Source organism: Methylobacterium sp. E-046, from assembly GCF_022829625.1.
In the GTDB taxonomy this organism is placed as follows: Bacteria; Pseudomonadota; Alphaproteobacteria; order Rhizobiales; family Beijerinckiaceae; genus Methylobacterium; species Methylobacterium longum.
This window is the reverse complement of record NZ_JAKSYP010000210.1, coordinates 1-16,021: the sequence shown is the minus strand read 5'-3', so window position 1 is coordinate 16,021 and position 16,021 is coordinate 1. Positions and strand designations below refer to the sequence as shown.

13 protein-coding genes, 2 tRNA genes and 1 pseudogene are annotated in these 16,021 nt (G+C 69.1%); 10 read left to right on the top strand and 6 right to left on the bottom strand.

Features of this window, described 5'->3' with window-relative positions; translation table 11 throughout:
• Positions 1 to 287 precede the first annotated feature (287 nt).
• From MKK82_RS21260 to MKK82_RS21245, 4 genes are all read right to left on the bottom strand, one after another.
• The gene (locus MKK82_RS21260; protein WP_238291536.1) at positions 288 to 1,343 is read right to left on the bottom strand and encodes a YihY/virulence factor BrkB family protein; all 1,056 of its coding nucleotides are present in this window, start codon (positions 1,341 to 1,343) and stop codon (positions 288 to 290) included.
• Between the two features lie 226 nt (positions 1,344 to 1,569).
• Positions 1,570 to 2,850 carry a SulP family inorganic anion transporter gene (locus tag MKK82_RS21255; protein ID WP_308445480.1) on the bottom strand — a complete coding sequence of 427 codons (1,281 nt, stop codon included), beginning with the start codon at positions 2,848 to 2,850 and terminating at the stop codon, positions 1,570 to 1,572.
• Positions 2,851 to 3,049: 199 nt separating this feature from the next.
• A complete protein-coding gene (locus MKK82_RS21250; RefSeq protein WP_238291534.1) occupies positions 3,050 to 3,301 on the bottom strand; it encodes a hypothetical protein in 252 nt (83 codons plus the stop codon).
• Between the two features lie 175 nt (positions 3,302 to 3,476).
• Positions 3,477 to 3,833: a hypothetical protein gene (locus tag MKK82_RS21245; protein WP_238291533.1), complete on the bottom strand. Its 357-nt coding sequence runs from the start codon at positions 3,831 to 3,833 to the stop codon at positions 3,477 to 3,479.
• A 271-nt stretch (positions 3,834 to 4,104) separates the two neighbouring features.
• Here MKK82_RS21245 and MKK82_RS21240 point away from each other — a divergent pair, with 271 nt between their 5' ends.
• From MKK82_RS21240 to ccoS, 9 genes are all read left to right on the top strand, one after another.
• A complete protein-coding gene (locus MKK82_RS21240) occupies positions 4,105 to 4,359 on the top strand; it encodes a hypothetical protein (RefSeq protein WP_238291530.1) in 255 nt (84 codons plus the stop codon).
• A gap of 381 nt (positions 4,360 to 4,740) precedes the next feature.
• Positions 4,741 to 6,435: a cytochrome-c oxidase, cbb3-type subunit I gene (ccoN, locus tag MKK82_RS21235; RefSeq protein ID WP_373323382.1), complete on the top strand. Its 1,695-nt coding sequence runs from the start codon at positions 4,741 to 4,743 to the stop codon at positions 6,433 to 6,435.
• Positions 6,436 to 6,498: 63 nt separating this feature from the next.
• Positions 6,499 to 7,245: a cytochrome-c oxidase, cbb3-type subunit II gene (gene ccoO / locus MKK82_RS21230; RefSeq protein ID WP_243986792.1), complete on the top strand. Its 747-nt coding sequence runs from the start codon at positions 6,499 to 6,501 to the stop codon at positions 7,243 to 7,245.
• A gap of 5 nt (positions 7,246 to 7,250) precedes the next feature.
• Positions 7,251 to 7,400 carry a cbb3-type cytochrome c oxidase subunit 3 gene (locus MKK82_RS21225; RefSeq protein ID WP_238291528.1) on the top strand — a complete coding sequence of 50 codons (150 nt, stop codon included), beginning with the start codon at positions 7,251 to 7,253 and terminating at the stop codon, positions 7,398 to 7,400.
• Positions 7,401 to 7,403: 3 nt separating this feature from the next.
• Positions 7,404 to 8,282, top strand: coding sequence for a cytochrome-c oxidase, cbb3-type subunit III (gene ccoP, locus MKK82_RS21220; protein WP_243986790.1), 879 nt, complete (start codon positions 7,404 to 7,406; stop codon positions 8,280 to 8,282).
• A 177-nt stretch (positions 8,283 to 8,459) separates the two neighbouring features.
• On the top strand, positions 8,460 to 9,965 hold the full coding sequence (gene ccoG / locus MKK82_RS21215) for a cytochrome c oxidase accessory protein CcoG (protein WP_238291526.1): 1,506 nt from the start codon (positions 8,460 to 8,462) through the stop codon (positions 9,963 to 9,965).
• The gene (locus MKK82_RS21210) at positions 9,962 to 10,474 is read left to right on the top strand and encodes a FixH family protein (protein ID WP_238291525.1); all 513 of its coding nucleotides are present in this window, start codon (positions 9,962 to 9,964) and stop codon (positions 10,472 to 10,474) included. Before ccoG ends, MKK82_RS21210 begins: the two co-directional genes overlap by 4 nt.
• A gap of 12 nt (positions 10,475 to 10,486) precedes the next feature.
• Complete coding sequence (locus MKK82_RS21205) at positions 10,487 to 12,802, top strand: heavy metal translocating P-type ATPase (protein ID WP_243986789.1); 2,316 nt, start codon at positions 10,487 to 10,489, stop codon at positions 12,800 to 12,802.
• 7 nt (positions 12,803 to 12,809) lie between these two features.
• A complete protein-coding gene (gene ccoS / locus MKK82_RS21200; protein ID WP_238291521.1) occupies positions 12,810 to 12,947 on the top strand; it encodes a cbb3-type cytochrome oxidase assembly protein CcoS in 138 nt (45 codons plus the stop codon).
• Positions 12,948 to 13,583: 636 nt separating this feature from the next.
• On the opposite strand, the gene MKK82_RS21195 is transcribed toward ccoS, so the two are convergent.
• Positions 13,584 to 13,657: transfer RNA gene (locus tag MKK82_RS21195), tRNA-Gln, on the bottom strand.
• A 294-nt stretch (positions 13,658 to 13,951) separates the two neighbouring features.
• Here MKK82_RS21195 and MKK82_RS21190 point away from each other — a divergent pair.
• Positions 13,952 to 14,041: transfer RNA gene (locus tag MKK82_RS21190), tRNA-Ser, on the top strand.
• Positions 14,042 to 14,983: 942 nt separating this feature from the next.
• Here the strand turns inward: MKK82_RS21190 and MKK82_RS21185 are convergent.
• Positions 14,984 to 16,021, bottom strand: a pseudogene (locus tag MKK82_RS21185) (hypothetical protein); the annotation flags it as partial.

Sequence of the window (16,021 nt, the reverse complement as noted above, 5' to 3'; positions counted from 1 at the left end):
TCGACCTCGATGAGGTGAAGGATGCACCGTCGGCCGGTAGATGCTCATAGCAATTTCGCTTGCATTTGATGCAACCGGAATTGCAGCTTCTGATTGCATAAACTCTGGCCAAGCAAATCCAGTCGGAACACTGATCTGCTCGATCCCGGGAACAGGCTCGATCGGCATCGAAGGTCACGCCGGGTCGGTAGAAGGCCGTCCCCCTGTCCCGCGAAACGTTTGCGGAGCGGACCGGCGCCGTCGTCCCGAACCTCCGCGGCGATCTTCTTCGCCTCGCCGTTACCCGGTCAGCCTTCCGGCGGTCCGATCGTGTCCGCCGCATGGGCGTCGCGAGACCCGAGCGGCTTCGGCCTCCCGGTCGTGCTGTCGCGTGCAGTCTGACGCTCGATCTCGGCGTTCAACTTGGCCCCAAGAAGCACGATCACCACCGAGAACCAGATCCACGTCATGAACCCGACTCCCGCCCCGAGTGAACCGTAGATCCTGTTGTAGCTGTCGAAGCTCGCCACGTACCAGGAGAACGAGACCGAGGCACAAACCCAGGAGACGGCCGCGGCGACGCCACCCCAGCTCACCCACCGCCACTTGGCCTCGCGCCGACTGGGTCCGTACCGATACGTCACGGCTAGGCCGAGGCTGACGAGGACGAGCAGTCCCGGCCAGCGCACGAGGCGCAGCGTGACATCCGCCAGCACGCCCAGACCGAGCTGATTGAGCGCGATCGGTAGAATGACGACCAGGCTGGTAGCCGTCAGGGCAAACAGGATGCCGCTGAGCGTGAACAGGAAGGTGGTGGCGTAGAAGCGCATCAGCGAACGCTTCTCGCGCTCCCTGTAGATCACATTGAGCGCATCGAAGAGGGCGCTCACGCCCGAATTCGCGCTCCAAAGGGCGATCAGGACGCCCACCAACGAGGCTGTGCTGAGCGCGCCGGTGCTCTGCTGGGCGACGCGCACGAGCTGGTCGGACAGGAGGTCGAGGACGCCGCCTGGCAGCACGCCCGCGAGGAGGCTCACGTGCTGGCTGATGGCATGGGGGTCCGAGAACAGACTGTAGACCGACACGATGGTGGCGAGCGCTGGGAAGGTCGCCAACAGGGTGAAAAAGGCGACCCCCCCGGCCGTTGCGAAGACGCGATCGCGCGGGACGGAGTACAGGACCCTCCAGAAGACGTCCTTCCACCCCATGGCCGGGATCTGGGCAGGGTCGTCCGCGGTTCGCCCGCGCCCAGGTTCGCGCGCGCGGCTCTGTGCGAGGGTGAGGCTTCTCGGGCTAGGCCGGCGCGTGCTGACGGAACGCCAATCTTCGCCCTCGTCCTCGTCGTGGGTCTCGTCCGGGTTCACGAGGGATCCTGCGCGGCGATGTATCCGGACGCACTATGCGCTGTCCGAGCGTGGCGCCAACCGCGTCGGCCCTTTCGCCGCATGACAAAGCGGACCTTCGGCTTCGAGCGGGCCGTCGTCTGCCTGATCTTCGCGTCCGCGACGGCACTGCAAGCCAAGGTCGCGACAATGGCCTCGACGACGGCAGTTGCAGAAAGAGAGGGCTGCCGCAGGGATCGGCGGCCCTCTAAGAACGCTCGACCGGTTCGCCTCCCCGCATCAGGGCGAACGCCACGGCCAGCGCGCAACCGACGACGATTCCGGCGGTCAGGTCCCGCAGCAAGGTCAGGCCGAAGGTGACGAGCAGCACGGCTGCGGTGTGCCGCACTCTGAGCAGCCGCACGAACTCGGCCTTCTCGGCCATGTTCCACGACACGACCACCAGCACGCCCGCCAGCGCCGCGAGCGGCACGAAGCCGGCCAGCGGGCTGGCCACCAGCATGAACAGCAGCAGGAAGGCCGCATGCAGCATGCCCGAAACCGGGCTTGCTGCCCCGGCGCGGACGTTGGTCGCCGTCCGGGCAATGGTCCCGGTCACGCTGATGCCGCCGAACAACGCGGAGGCGACGTTGGCCACGCCCTGGGCGACCAGCTCCATGTTCGGGCGGTGGACGCGGGCGGTCATGCCGTCGGCGACCTTGGCCGACAGCAGGCTCTCGACGCCGCCCAGGAGCGCGAAGGTCAGGGCCGTCGGGAGGATGTCGGAGAGCAGCGGCCGCGTGATCTGCGGCAGAGCCGGCATCGGCAATCCATGCGGCAGGCTGCCGAAGCTGCTCGCGATGGTGGCTACGTCGAACTGGAATGCCCAGGCGAGGATGGAGGCGGCCGCAACGGCCACGAGCATGCCGGGAAAAGCGGGCTTCCACCGCTGCAGCGCGAACACCGCCGCAGCGACCCCGGTGCCCAGGGCGAGCGCGGCCGGGTTGAGCGTGGGGAGCGACTGCGCAAGGGCGGCCAGCTTCGGGATGACCGGTCCGGGCTCCTCGCCCGCCAGCCTCAGGCCGCCGAGTTCCCGCAACTGGCTCGCCAGGATCGTGCAGGCGATGCCGGCGGTGAATCCGATCGTCACCGCATGCGGGACGCGATTGATCAGCGTGCCCAGCCGGAGCGCTCCGACCGCGGTCAGCATCAGGCCGGAGAGCAGCACGGCCAGCAGCATGCCGTCGACGCCGAAGCGGGCGACAGTCGTCGCGACGAGGACGATGAAGGCGCCGGCCGGCCCGCCGATCTGGAAGCGGCTGCCGCCGAGGGCCGAGACGAGGAAGCCGCCGACGATGGCGGCGTAGAGGCCGCGGTCCGGCGCGACCCCGGAGGCGACGGCGATGGCCATGGAGAGCGGCAGGGCGACGATGGCGACGGTCAATCCCGCCACGAGGTCGCGGCGCAAGGCCGATAGGCGGTAGCCCTCCGCCAGTACGGTCAGGAGCTTGGGTCTGTAGAGGTGCGCGGTGGCGGCGCCGTTGGGCATGGCGATGAAGCTGTCGAATCCGGAAGGCGAGAATGACCCGGCAGCCAAGCTCACGGGAAGGGCCTTGGCATTGATTTATCGCAACGGTGCCCCGTGCCTGCATCCTCGAAACGAGACGGCGGCGCGAGCGATTGGGCCGGCGATCACGGGCTGCATGCCAGCCTTCGGGCCCGCGCCAGGAGGCCGTCCGGTAAGGCGTTCAGGACCCGGAATGCGCCGCGCCGTCGCGTTCGAACCTCGCCACCGCGTACAACCCGGCCCAGAGTTCGACCATGTCCTCCTCGCCGACAAGCTCGAGAGCCTGGCGTCGTGCCTCATCATCGGAGTCGGCGTGCAGGGGGACCATGTCGACGATGCGGCCACCCCGGGCCACCAGGAAGGCGCGATAGGTTGTGGCCGGAGCGGGTGGATGGACGGGGCTCGCGGCAACGTCGCGCGTGACGTGGAACATGGTGGATGACCCTTCTCGGCAGCGGGCGGAACCAGATCGGCCGTCCGCCCCGGCGGCGAGGCGTGTCCGGGCTCGGAAAGCGCGTCCCGGCCACCCGCCGGGACGTGACCGGGGCCTGATCCAGGTCGGGGGTTGTCCGCGCCCGCCGTGCGTCGTGGCCGGCGCGGGATTCCTCCTACGGCAGGGCGCCCATGAGGCGCTTGGCGTCGGTGAGGATGTTCTCGCAGGCGCGCTGATTGCCCTCCCGGTCCTCCTCAAGGGCCTCGCGGATCAGCAGGCGGGCGGCGGCGACGTTCTCGCGGGTGGGCTTCATCTGCGGGTCGCTCGGTGCCTCGGCGAGCGCGCGGGGCAGAGCCTTGACCGAGCCGGTGGTCAGGGTGTGACCGGGCTCCAGACCAGCGACGCGCACGGCGCCCAAGCTATCGAGGCGGCGCTGCAGGGCGCCGACCTGCTGCGCGCACGGGGTTGCGAGCGCGGGCAGGACGGAACCGGCCAACAGGCCGGCGGCGAGAACGGCAAGTGAGGTACGCATAGCTTCGTTTTCCTTGGCAGTCGGGCAGGTAGCGACCGTACCGGACGGCCTCTCGTGCGACGCAGCGGGAAACTCGGCCTTGCGCTGGATCAAGGAACGGGGGCGCGGGGCCTTCTGGGGTACGGCAGGTCGGACTGGTGTGCGGCGAGACGCTCCGGAGGACGCCAGTCGACCGCCGGAATGGTCGTGCCCATCGCCGTCCTTGATCCATCCCAAGGCCGGGCATCCCGGCGCGTGTGACGGCAGGGGCGTTCAGCCGGAGACACCCTCGATGAGCGCCCGCCCGCTTGCCCTCCTATGGAGCCCGCTCCGTGCCTTCACGGTGCTGTTCGTCTCGGCAATCCTCCTCGGGGGATTGGCGGTGGCCGGCGTGTGCGCGCTGCTTGTCGTGACCTTGGTTCTCAACGCCGGAGGCTTCGCGTTCCACGCGCTGGTCACCGGCACCAAGATCCTCGCGCCCCCGGTTCTGACGGCCATGATCCTGACGCGGGGGCTACTCGGGTTCTGCCGCCCGCTACGCGCTTGAGGCCACCCGGTCGTTAAGCCGCCGAAGGCGGGTTCACCGAAGTCCCGGCCCCCGCGGGCGGAGACGCCGCCCGTGGTTCGGCTCGACGGTTGAGGCGCTCGGTACGACCGGATGCCCGGCCCTCCGAGGGCGTCTGGCGTGGCGTTCGTCCCCGAGGCTCCGTCATCGCCGGCCACCACCCGCCGTCATGCACGCCTCGCCGTCGCGATCGCGGACAGGGCACCGGCGGACGTCGCGGAGGGCGAGCGGCAGCCGGTTCGGGCCCCGCGCCCCGGCGGGACGGCGTGGCGGCGGGCCGTTTGATCGAGATCAAGGCTTGAGGGCGTCCCCGTCCCTAAGCGCCGACGTAGCCGTTCTTGCGTGGGGCGAATCGAGCGAGCCATGGCCGCGACACCAACATCCGCGACACCGACATCCAAGTACATGACCGAGGGGGAGGTCGGCCTCGGCGTCGCCCTCATGGTCGGGGCCCTCCTCTGCGCCCTGGCGTCGGCCCGGGCGGTCGATGCGCCGTTCTCCATCCATATGGCCGTCTTCGCGCTCGCCGCGCTGGCGGGCCTCGTCACCATCCTCAGGCGCTACGGAGCCCGGCCCGCCGCGCCGCCGCGGCAGGAGATCGACGGCAAACCCAACTACAATCTCGGACCGATCAAGTTCGCGACCGTCGCCGCGATGGCCTGGGGCATCGCCGGCTTCTCGGTCGGCTGCATCATCGCCTTCCAGCTCTGGGCGCCGTCGCTCAACCTCGGCCTCGAATACACGTCGTTCGGACGCCTGCGCCCGCTGCACACCTCGGCGGTGATCTTCGCGTTCGGCGGCAACGTCCTGATTGGGACGTCCTTCTACGTCGTCCAGCGCACCTGCCGGGCCCGGCTCGCGGGTGAGCTCGCGCCCTGGTTCGTGGTGCTCGGCTACAACCTGTTCATCGTCGTCGCCGGCACCGGCTACCTGATGGGCGTGACCCAGTCGAAGGAATACGCCGAGCCCGAATGGTACGCCGACCTCTGGCTCACCGTCGTCTGGGTCACTTACCTGCTCGTGTTCCTGGCCACGCTCCGGAAGCGGACCGAGCCGCACATCTTCGTCGCGAACTGGTTCTACCTCGCCTTCATCGTGACCATCGCCATGCTGCACATCGTCAACAACCTGGCGATGCCGGTGAGCTTCCTCGGCTCCAAGTCGTATCCGATGTTCGCGGGCGTGCAGGATGCCCTGATCCAGTGGTGGTACGGCCACAACGCGGTCGGCTTCTTCCTCACCGCCGGCTTCCTCGCGATCATGTACTACTTCGTGCCCAAGCGCGCCGAGCGGCCGATCTACTCCTACCGGCTGTCGATCATCCACTTCTGGGCGCTGATCTTCATGTACATCTGGGCCGGCCCACATCATCTACACTATACTGCCCTGCCGGACTGGGCGCAGACCTTGGGCATGACGTTCTCGATCATGCTGTGGATGCCCTCCTGGGGGGGCATGATCAACGGCCTGATGACGCTGTCGGGCGCCTGGGACAAGCTGCGGACCGACCCGGTCCTGCGCTTCATGGTCGTGTCGCTCGCATTCTACGGCATGGCGACCTTCGAAGGGCCGATGATGGCCATCAAGGCCGTGAACTCCCTGTCGCACTACACCGACTGGACCATCGGGCACGTGCATTCGGGCGCCCTCGGTTGGGTCGCCTACATCTCCTTCGGCGCCCTCTACTGCCTCGTCCCGTGGCTGTGGAACCGGCGCGAGCTCTACTCGCTCAAGCTCGTCGAGTGGCATTTCTGGATCTCGACGCTGGGCATCGTCCTGTACATCACCTCGATGTGGGTCGCCGGGATCATGCAGGGGCTGATGTGGCGCGCCTACAACGCGCTCGGCTTCCTCGAATACTCCTTCGTCGAGACGGTGGAGGCGATGCAGCCCTACTACCTCGTGCGGGCGCTCGGCGGGGTGCTGTTCCTGACCGGCGCGCTGATCATGGCCTACAACCTCGCCATGACCATCGCGGGCAAGACCGCCGCCGAGAGCGATCCGCTGCCCGCGGACGGCGCGCTACCCGGTACCGCCGGCCTCGCGCCGGCCGAGTGAACCCAGCCCGGGGCCGTCCATCCGGCGGCCCCGCACCGTCTCCCGCATCACGGATATTGCCCGATGGCCACCGCCCAAGCCGGCCTCTGGAAGAGGCACGAGGTCTTCGAGAAGAACTCCATCATCCTGCTCCTCGGCGCGCTTCTCATCGTGGCCATCGGCGGCCTCGTGGAGATCACGCCGCTGTTCTACCTGAAGAGCACCGTCGAGACGGTCGAGGGTGTCCGTCCCTATACGCCGCTCGAACTCGCCGGGCGCAACATCTACATCCGCGAGGGCTGCTACCTCTGCCACAGCCAGATGATCCGGCCGATGCGCGATGAGGTCGAGCGCTACGGCCACTTCTCGCTCGCCGCCGAGAGCATGTACGACCACCCCTTCCAGTGGGGCTCGAAGCGGACCGGTCCCGATCTCGCCCGCGTCGGCGGCAAGTATTCCGATCAGTGGCATCGCGAGCACCTGAAGGATCCGCGCGCCGTGGTCCCGGCCTCGATCATGCCGGCCTACGCCTTCCTGGACCGGCCCATCGACGCCGACGCCATCGCCGACGACCTGAAGGCCAACCGGGCGCTCGGCGTGCCCTACACCGACGAGATGGTCGCGCTCGCCCGGAGCGACCTGAAGGCGCAGCTCGATCCGGACGGGCCGGCCACCGCGGACCTGCAGCGCCGCTATCCCGGCGTCAGCGTCCGCGATTTCGGCGGCGACAAGGCCAGGATTGCCGAGATCGACGCCCTCGTCGCCTACCTGCAGGTGCTCGGCACGATGGTCGACTTCAAGATCTACGAAGACAAGAAGAACCTGAGGTGAGCGCCATGACCTACGAGAACGCATCCGCCTTCGCGCAGACCAGCGGCCTACTCTACTTCGTCACCATCTTCATGGCCGTTGCCGTCTACGCCTTCTGGCCGCGCAATCGCGCCCGGTTCGACGCGGCCGCCCATCTCCCCCTGAACGAGGACTGAGCCGTGGCCGATACCGCGAACCCCGGCACGCCGCCCGCGGCCCCGGAGACCACCGGGCACGAGTGGGACGGCATCGCCGAGTACAACAACCCGCTGCCGCGCTGGTGGCTCTACACCCTCTACGCCACCATCGTCTGGTCCTTCGGCTACTGGGTCGCCTATCCGGCCTGGCCGCTGGTGAGCGGCTATACCGGCGGGGTGCTCGGCTACTCCCAGCGCCAAACGGTCCTGGACGAGGTCGATGCGGTTCGCCGCGACCGGAACGCGCGCGGGCAGACGCAGCTCGCGGGTGCCTCCGTCGCCGAGATCCGCGCCGACCCGGCGCTGCTGCGCCTCGCGCTCGCCACCGGCAAGGCGGCCTTCGGCGACAACTGCGCCGCCTGTCACGGCACCTCGGCCACCGGACGGACGGGCTACCCCAACTTGCAGGACGACGACTGGCTCTGGGGCGGCAGCCCCGAGGAGATCGAGCGCACGATCCGCTACGGCGCGCGCTCGGGCAACGGCGAGGCGCATGTCGGCGATATGCCGGCTTTCGGACGCGACGGCGTCCTGAAGCGCGACGAGGCCGAGGCGGTGGCGAGCTACGTCCTCTCGCTATCGGGAAAACCGGGCGTTGCCGGGGCGAGCCTGGAAAAGGGCGCCGAGACCTTCGCCGGCACTTGCGCCGCCTGCCACGGTGAGACCGCGAAGGGAAATCCCGAGATGGGTGCGCCGAACCTGACGGACCCGATTTGGCTCTACGGCTCGTCGCCCGAGCAGGTCGTCGCGACGGTCATGAACGGACGCAAGGGCGTGATGCCGGCCTGGGAGGGCCGTCTCGACCCGGCCATGATCAAGTCGCTCGCGGTCTACGTGCACGGCCTGGGCGGCGGCCATTAGCGGGATGCCGGCCTGGCTCACCCGAGTGGGCCGGGCCGGAAGACGTCCCGCGAGCCACGCTCGGCGCGAGCAGCCCCGACCGTGGCTCCCCCCGGCTTGAGCGAGATCAAGGCGAGCCGCGCGACGGCGCCCTAACGGCATCGAGGCCGGCCTGCCGCCGGACGGAACTCAGGACCGATGTCGCTCGCCAGACCCACCCGGACAGTCGAGAAGGCCACGGCGCGGCGCGCCGGCAAGTTCGGCGCCGCCGCGACGCGGACGGCCATCCCGGCGGTAACCGGGTCGCTCTACGCCGCCCGAACCAAGATCCAGCCGCAGGCGGTCCGGGGCACCTTCCGGCGCATCAAGTGGGCGCTGCTCGCTGTGACGCTCGTCGTCTACTACGCGCTGCCGTTCATCCGCTGGGACCGGGGCCCGGGCGAACCTTCGCAGGCCGTCCTGCTCGACCTCGACCGCGGTCGCTTCCACTTCTTCTCCATCGCGCTCTGGCCGCAGGACGTGACCTACGTCATGGGTCTCCTGATCCTCGCGGCCCTGATCCTGTTCCTCATGAACGCCGTCGCGGGTCGCGTCTGGTGCGGCTATCTCTGCCCCCAGACCGTCTGGACCGACCTGTTCCTGGCCGTGGAGCGCCTGATCGAGGGCGACCGGCGCGAGCGGCTGAAGCTCGACGCGGCGCCCTGGTCGATGGAGAAGATCGCCCTCCGGACGATGAAGCATTCCATCTGGCTGCTGATCGCCTGGTGGACCGGAGGCGCGTGGGTCCTCTACTTCGCGGACGCGCCGACGCTGGTCGTCCAGCTCGCGACCTTTCAAGCGCCGGCACCGGCCTACGTCGCCATCCTGACCCTCACGGCGACCACCTACCTGCTCGCCGGCCACATGCGCGAACAGGTCTGCACCTACATGTGCCCCTGGCCGCGCATCCAGGCCGCGCTCACCGACGAGCACGCCTACAACATCCTCTACCGGGACGCGCGGGGCGAACCCCGCGTTTCCGTCAAGCAGGCCGCCGCGCTTCGCGCGGTCGGCAAGCCGGCCGGCGACTGCGTCGACTGCTTCGCCTGCGTCACCGCCTGCCCGGCGGGCATTGACATCCGTGACGGCCTGCAGATGGACTGCATCCAGTGCGGCCTCTGCGTCGACGCCTGCGACACGGTCATGGGCAGGCTCGGGCGCCCTGCGGGCCTGATCGGCTACGACACCGAGGCGAACCGCCGGAGCCGCGCCGCGGGCCGGGGCCCGGTGAGCCGCATCGTCCGACCGCGCACCATCCTGTACGCGACCCTCGTGGCGGGCATCGGCGGGTTCATGCTGTACCAACTCGGCGCCCGCAGCTTCATGGGCCTGAGCGTGCTGCACGACCGCAACCCGCTCTACGTGACGCTCTCCGACGGCTCGATCCGCAACGGCTACACGGTCAGATTGAGCAACAAGCGGCCCGGTGAGCGGCACTACGCCCTCGCCGTCGAGGGCCTCGCCGGGGCGCGCGTCGAGGTCGTGGGCGGCGCGCCGGGCGACCTGCCGGTGCCGTCCGATGCGACCCAGGAGTTCCGCGTCCTCGTCTTCGCCGCCGCGGACGCGCGGCCCGATCCGAGCGTCCAGCTCACCTTCCACCTCACCGATGCCTCGACGGGCGAGACCGCCCGGGCGCAGGACACCTTCAAGGCCCCCGCGCCATGACCGCCGCTCCGCCGATGCCGCCGCGTGCCTCGGGCCGCCTGACGGGCCGCAAGGTCATGGCGGTCTTCGTCGCCTTCTTCGGGACCGTCGCCGCCGCCGATACCGCGCTGTTCGTCCTGGCGACGCGGACCTGGTCCGGGCTGGAGGTCGCCTCGCCCTACAGGGCCGGCCAGCTCTACAACGCCGAGCTGCGCCACGCGCGGGAACAGGACGCCCTCGGCTGGCACCTCGATGCGTCGGTGGTCCGGCACCCGTCCGGGGTCGCGACCGTGACCGTGATTGCGGCCGACGGGGAGGCGCACCCGCTCCGGGGCAGAGCGCTGCATGCCCGGCTGGAGCGCCCGACCGACAAGCGGAAGGACGTGGCGGTCGACCTCGCGGAGGTCGCTGCCGGGACCTACGCCGCACGAGCCGAGCCGGTCGCGCGCGGGCAGTGGGACCTCGTCGTCGAGGTCGCCGGCGAGGACGGCGTCGCGTTCCGGCGCAGGCACCGAATCGTCCTGGACTGAGGGGGCATCCCGATGTGCTGCACCGACATGGCGCTCGCCTACGTGGAAGCCCACGCCTCTTGGGGCGCGGCGAACACCAAGCCCTCCCTCGGCCGGGATCACAGCGCCTTCGTCGCCGTCGCGCCGGACGGATCGGCCCGCGCGGAGTTCGCGGTCGAGGGCGTGCGCTGCGCCGCCTGCATGAAGGCCATCGAGCGCGGGCTCGCGCCCATGCCCGGTGTGGCCTCCGCGCGGCTGAACTTCTCGGACCGGCGCCTCGCCGTCACCTGGACACGTGAGGCCGAGCCCGACGTGCCTGCCATCCTGGCGGCGCTGGAGATGCTCGGCTACACGGCGCAGCCCTTCGCACCGGGCGGCCTTGCGGATGCGGAAGCCGCCGAGACGAAGCGCCTCATCCAGGCGCTCGCGGTGGCGGGCTTCGCGTCGATGAACGTGATGCTGCTCGCCATCTCGGTCTGGGCTGGCAACATCTCGGACATGAGCCCGGAGAACCGCGACCTCTTCCACTGGATCCAGGCCGTCATCGTCCTGCCGGCTGCCGCCTATGCCGGGCGCCCCTTCTACGAGGGCGCGGTCCGGGGGCTGCGGGCAGGCCGGGTCACGATGGACTTCCCGATCACGCTCGGCGTCGTCCTCACGCTGGTGATGTCAGTCGTGGAATCGCTGTCGGGTGCCACGCACGCCTACTTCGACGGCGCCGTGATGCTGCTGTTCTTCCTCCTGATCGGGCGCGTCCTCGACCAAGCCATGCGGCAGCGCACGCGCGCCTTCGCGGAGAACCTTGCGGCCTTGCGCTGTGAGCGCGCGACGCTCGCCGGGCCGGACGGCGGCCTGCGGGATGTCCCGCTGGCGGAACTCGCCCCGGGCGCCCGCATCCTCGTTCGGCCGGGCGAGCGGGTGCCGGCCGATGGCCTCGTCGAGAACGGCACCTCCGACCTCGACCAGAGCTTGGTCACCGGCGAGACCGCCGCCGTGGCCGTGCGCGGCGGCGACCGTGTCTTCGCCGGGGCGCTCAACGGCAGCGGCGCCCTGACGGTGCGGGTGACCGCGGCGGCCGGTGCGAGCCTGCTCGACGAGGTCGAGGGGTTGATGCGGCGAGCCCTGGAGGCGCGCTCGCGCGCCCTCGTGCTCGCCGACAGGGCGACGCGCCTCTACGTTCCCTTCGTCCACGCGGGCGCCGCCCTGACCTTCGTCGGCTGGCTCGCCGCGGGGGCCGGGTGGCACGCGGCGCTGCTCGATGCCGTCGCCGTCCTGATTGTCACCTGCCCGTGCGCGCTCGGGCTCGCGATTCCCGCCGTGCAGGTCGTCGCGGCCGGTGCCCTGTTTCGCGAGGGCGTGCTGCTCAACGACGGCACGGCCCTGGAGCGCTTCGCCCAGGTCGACACGGTCGTCTTCGACAAGACCGGCACACTGACCCTGCCCGAGCCCACCTTGTCGGGCGGACGCTACGCGCCCGCAGCTTTGGAGAGTGCGGCCCGGCTGGCCCTGTCGAGCCGGCACCCGATGTCGGCGGCCCTCGTCGCCGCGGCGGGTCCCGCCGAGCCGTTCCCAGGCGCGCAGGAGGCGGCCGGCCTGGGCGTGCGCGCGGTCGTCGGCGGCGTCGAGCTGCGGCTCGGCTCGGCCCGCTTCTGCGGGGCCGAGGCCGAGGCGGCGGCAGCGGTGGCGGCCGACCCGGAGGCCTCGGTGATCTGCTTCCGGGCCGGTGACGGGGCACCGGCCGCCTTCCCGGTGCGCCAGGGCCTGCGCCCGGACGCCGCCGAGGTCGTCGCCGGCCTGGCGGCGCTCGGCCATCGAGTGCTGATCCTCTCGGGCGACCGGGCCGCATCCGTCGAGGCGGTCGCCCGCCGCCTCGGCATCGCCGAGTGGGAGGCGGGGCTCACGCCGCAGGACAAGATCGCCCGGATCGAGGCGCTCGAGCGAGCCGGACGGCGGGTCCTGATGGTCGGCGACGGGTTGAACGACGCCCCTGCGCTCGCCGCCGCGCACGCCTCGCTCTCGCCGGTCACCGCCGCGCATGTGAGCCAAGCCGCCGCCCACGCGCTGTTCCTGGGACGAAGTCTCGCCCCGGTCCTGTCGGTGCTCGCCGCGGGTCGGCGGGCCCGACGGCTCATGCTTCAGAACTTGTGGTTCTCGGCGGTCTACAACGTGCTGGCGGTGCCGCTGGCGGCGACGGGATGCCTGACGCCGCTGATCGCGGCTCTGGCCATGTCGGGATCGTCCCTCGCCGTGACGGCCAACGCCCTGCGCGCCCGCCTCGCGACGATGCCCGCCCCGGTGCCGGCCGCGCACCGGCCCACGGCCCCAGCCCCGGTCGCCGGAACCTCCTGAGGCCGTCATGAATGTCCTCCTCCTCGTCATCCCCATCGCGCTTGGACTCGGCCTGCTCGGCCTGCTCGCCTTCCTCTGGGCGTTGCGGAGCGGCCAGTACGACGACCTCGAGGGCGCCGAGTACCGCGTGCTGCACGATGACTGACCTCGCGCTGGCGCCGACCCAGTCGGTTCCCATGCGCGTTCCTCACCGCGCCCGGACCGTGGCGGCGGCGACCTGCCTGCCCGGCCCTGGCGCTGGACCGCTCCCTGCGTTCCGAGACGTGCTCAAACGACAGTGGTGAGGCTTGGCCGCGCGCCGCATCGTCGCCGGTCCCCTGCAGGTGGCCGCCGATGTCATGGAGGGTCGGGCCTGTCCGGCCATTGGCTTCGGGCCTTGGTCTCTACGCTACCGCGAGCGCTCCGCACCGCAGGTCCCACTGCGGATGCGGCTGAGTGAGCCCTCTGCCGCACGGATGCGCTGCGGCTACCGCCGCCTGCAACCTGTTGCGGTGGGCGCGCTGGAAGGTGAACCCCACGCGCACCGACCGTCTCCAACCCCCTGGGTCGGCGGTTGCAGGGCTGCGCCCGGGTTAACCCGGGCCAAGCCGCTCCTGAAGGTCGTCGACTTGTGGCGCCGCAAGTCGACGACGCGTCCGCGCAAGATTGGTTTCGCGATCCCAGCTCCGCCGCTCACTCGCCGCGCATGGCGGCCTGTCTAGCTGGGGCGCGTAGAAGGGTGCCGACACCGCGGGGCGGCACGACTTTCGATTCAGCAATCAGGATGACTTAGGAAATCAGGTGGCTGGGGGACCTGGATTCGAACCAGGACTAGAGGAGTCAGAGTCCACCGTTCTACCGTTAAACTATCCCCCAATGAACCATTCTCTGGTTCGCGCTCCCGGAGCCGTCTCACGCCCGGGAGATAGAGCCCAGTCGTCAAGACCGGGCGGCCGTGAGATAGGGGGAAAGGCGCAACGGGTCAACTGCCGTGGCCTGCCTTTCTACGAAGCCAACGACCGTCGTGGCGCACAGGACGGTCAAGGTTCTCGAACAGCGCACGCCCATCGGCCCCGGGCGGCCTGATGCTTCGGCCCGGACGGGCTGCATGCTTACCGGTTGACGCGGGGTCCGCGGGAGCCGTAACCGTGAGCACCCGGATGCCGCCGGGGAAGGGTGGCCGAGTGGTTTAAGGCAGCGGTCTTGAAAACCGCCGTGGGGGCAACTCCACCGTGGGTTCGAATCCCACCCCTTCCGCCAGCATATCTCACCAAGTGGTTGAGATGGCTGCTACTTCTTCACAAACCTATTGTTTCACCCCAACGCTTACCCCAATGCCCCGGATGGCTACCGGCGAATGCCGGTGAAATTCGGTCAGCCGTGCTGCTCCCGTCATCACGGGGACGAGTGGATTCATACCTCGGCCGGCGCCCCCAACTACGCCGGTGTGGCCCGTTCGGCAGCGTGAAAAGAGGCGGTATGCCTTTGACGGATCGCGACCGCCTATATTTCGCTATGCACCCGAGGCGCTCATATCGCCTGCGCCGACAAACCCCTGCCGAGGCCACAGCTGGGCTGATCCTTCCGGCCGCGAACTTTGAGCCTTAATGCGTCGTGCGCCGCGCAGATGGTGCAGTTGTATCTTTCGACCTCGGGATTGGCGAAGCCTTAGAGGATCACGAATCCCAACTTCTCGCGTTCTTCGACAGCCTCTGGGTGCCAGATTGATCCCAGCCCGGAACCCATTCGAGGCCGCCGGGTCCGACCCGGCGCGGAGTTCCGCCATGCCGAACCCGGTCCACGACCAGTGGTGCAGCGCCGTCGCGTTCACCGATCAAGAAATGGCCGCAAGGCAGGATCGCGGCCAGCATCTCCAGCAGCGTCCTGCGGTCAAGGCGCGTTGTCGGCCTGCGCCGCCGAGTCTCTCTGTTGACCGCGCTCTCCACGTGGGTCAGCGCATCGTCGATTCACTGCACCAGTTTGCCAGCGGCGCTGACGTCGGAGGCGCCGTAAGAGTTCGCACTTCGCCGGCAGCGGGGCCCCGGCGCACCCTCATCATTTCGGCAAAGCGTCGAAGGCGTCGGCCAGCGCAGAGCGATGACGAACGCCTTCTTGCGGCGCTTCGGTCTAGGTGAGCGGCGCTCCAGACGCCGGGCAAGCGAGCGAGCACCATCAAGATTATTTCCTCCTAAAATAGGTTCATTACCAATGACTCATCAGGATTTCTAACATTTTGTTGGCTATACCTCTCGCTTCTGGGTGTTTGACGGCATATTGGATCACCTTCTTCTGCGCCGTCAAAGCCGCTACTCTCGCCTGCGAAGTAGAAGTAAATGTTCGGTAAGCGTAGCTGTTTGCAATTCCAGAGGCATTTGCTCCAACCATTCCAGAATTTGTAGTTGCTGGTTGAGGCATGCCTGTTGAGTTGATCGAACTCGTCGGGCTGACAGCTAGAGGCTGTGCTGCGTTGCCCGAAATAGTGGCTGTTGGGGCGAGGGAGCCTCCCGAGTCGGACACTGGAATGGTTTGCGCGTTGGTGGCACCGCCGACCGCGCCGGTCGAGTTGGTGACCGCCGAGCCGGGAATACCCGACGAGGTGGCGGCCGGATTGGTGGGGCTTGGTACGGCCGCCGCAATCGGGGGGCTGAGCGAGACGCTGGTCGGGCTGGTTGAACCCGTGGGTTCGACCGGTGTCGTATGGGCCATTCCACTCGCAGGCGCTGACGAGTCGGCGATGGCTGTTGGGTCAGTGGCCGGAGCGCTTGATGAGCTGGAGGCGGCGGGCTGCACGGCACTGGCCGACCCCGAAGTCTCGGGATGAACTGCGCTCGTCGAACTGATGGGAGTTCCAATAGGGGTGCCGGTGCTGTCGCCGGCGATGACGACGTTGTCGCTGGTGGGCTGCGTGACCGGCGGCGGGGCGACCTGGGCAGGCGGCTCCACTGACGATGGCGTCGTGGGGACCGGATTGGTCGGAGCCGGCGTGGTGGATACTGGAACGGGCTCGACCGGCGCGGATGGAGTCGCGGGGCCGCCGTTGAGAGCGGTTGCGCCGTACATCCCCGGATCCTTGCCGTCGGGGGCGGAGACACGGTCGAGGGCGACGGTCGGGTTGGATCCGTCGTTCGAGTACGCCCGAATGTAATCGATTTTCATGTTCTGGCCGACATCCGTCGCGCCGTCCTGCGTGGCGAGGTTGGCCATCAGGTACATCGGGTTCTTGTAGTCGGACGGGGTATT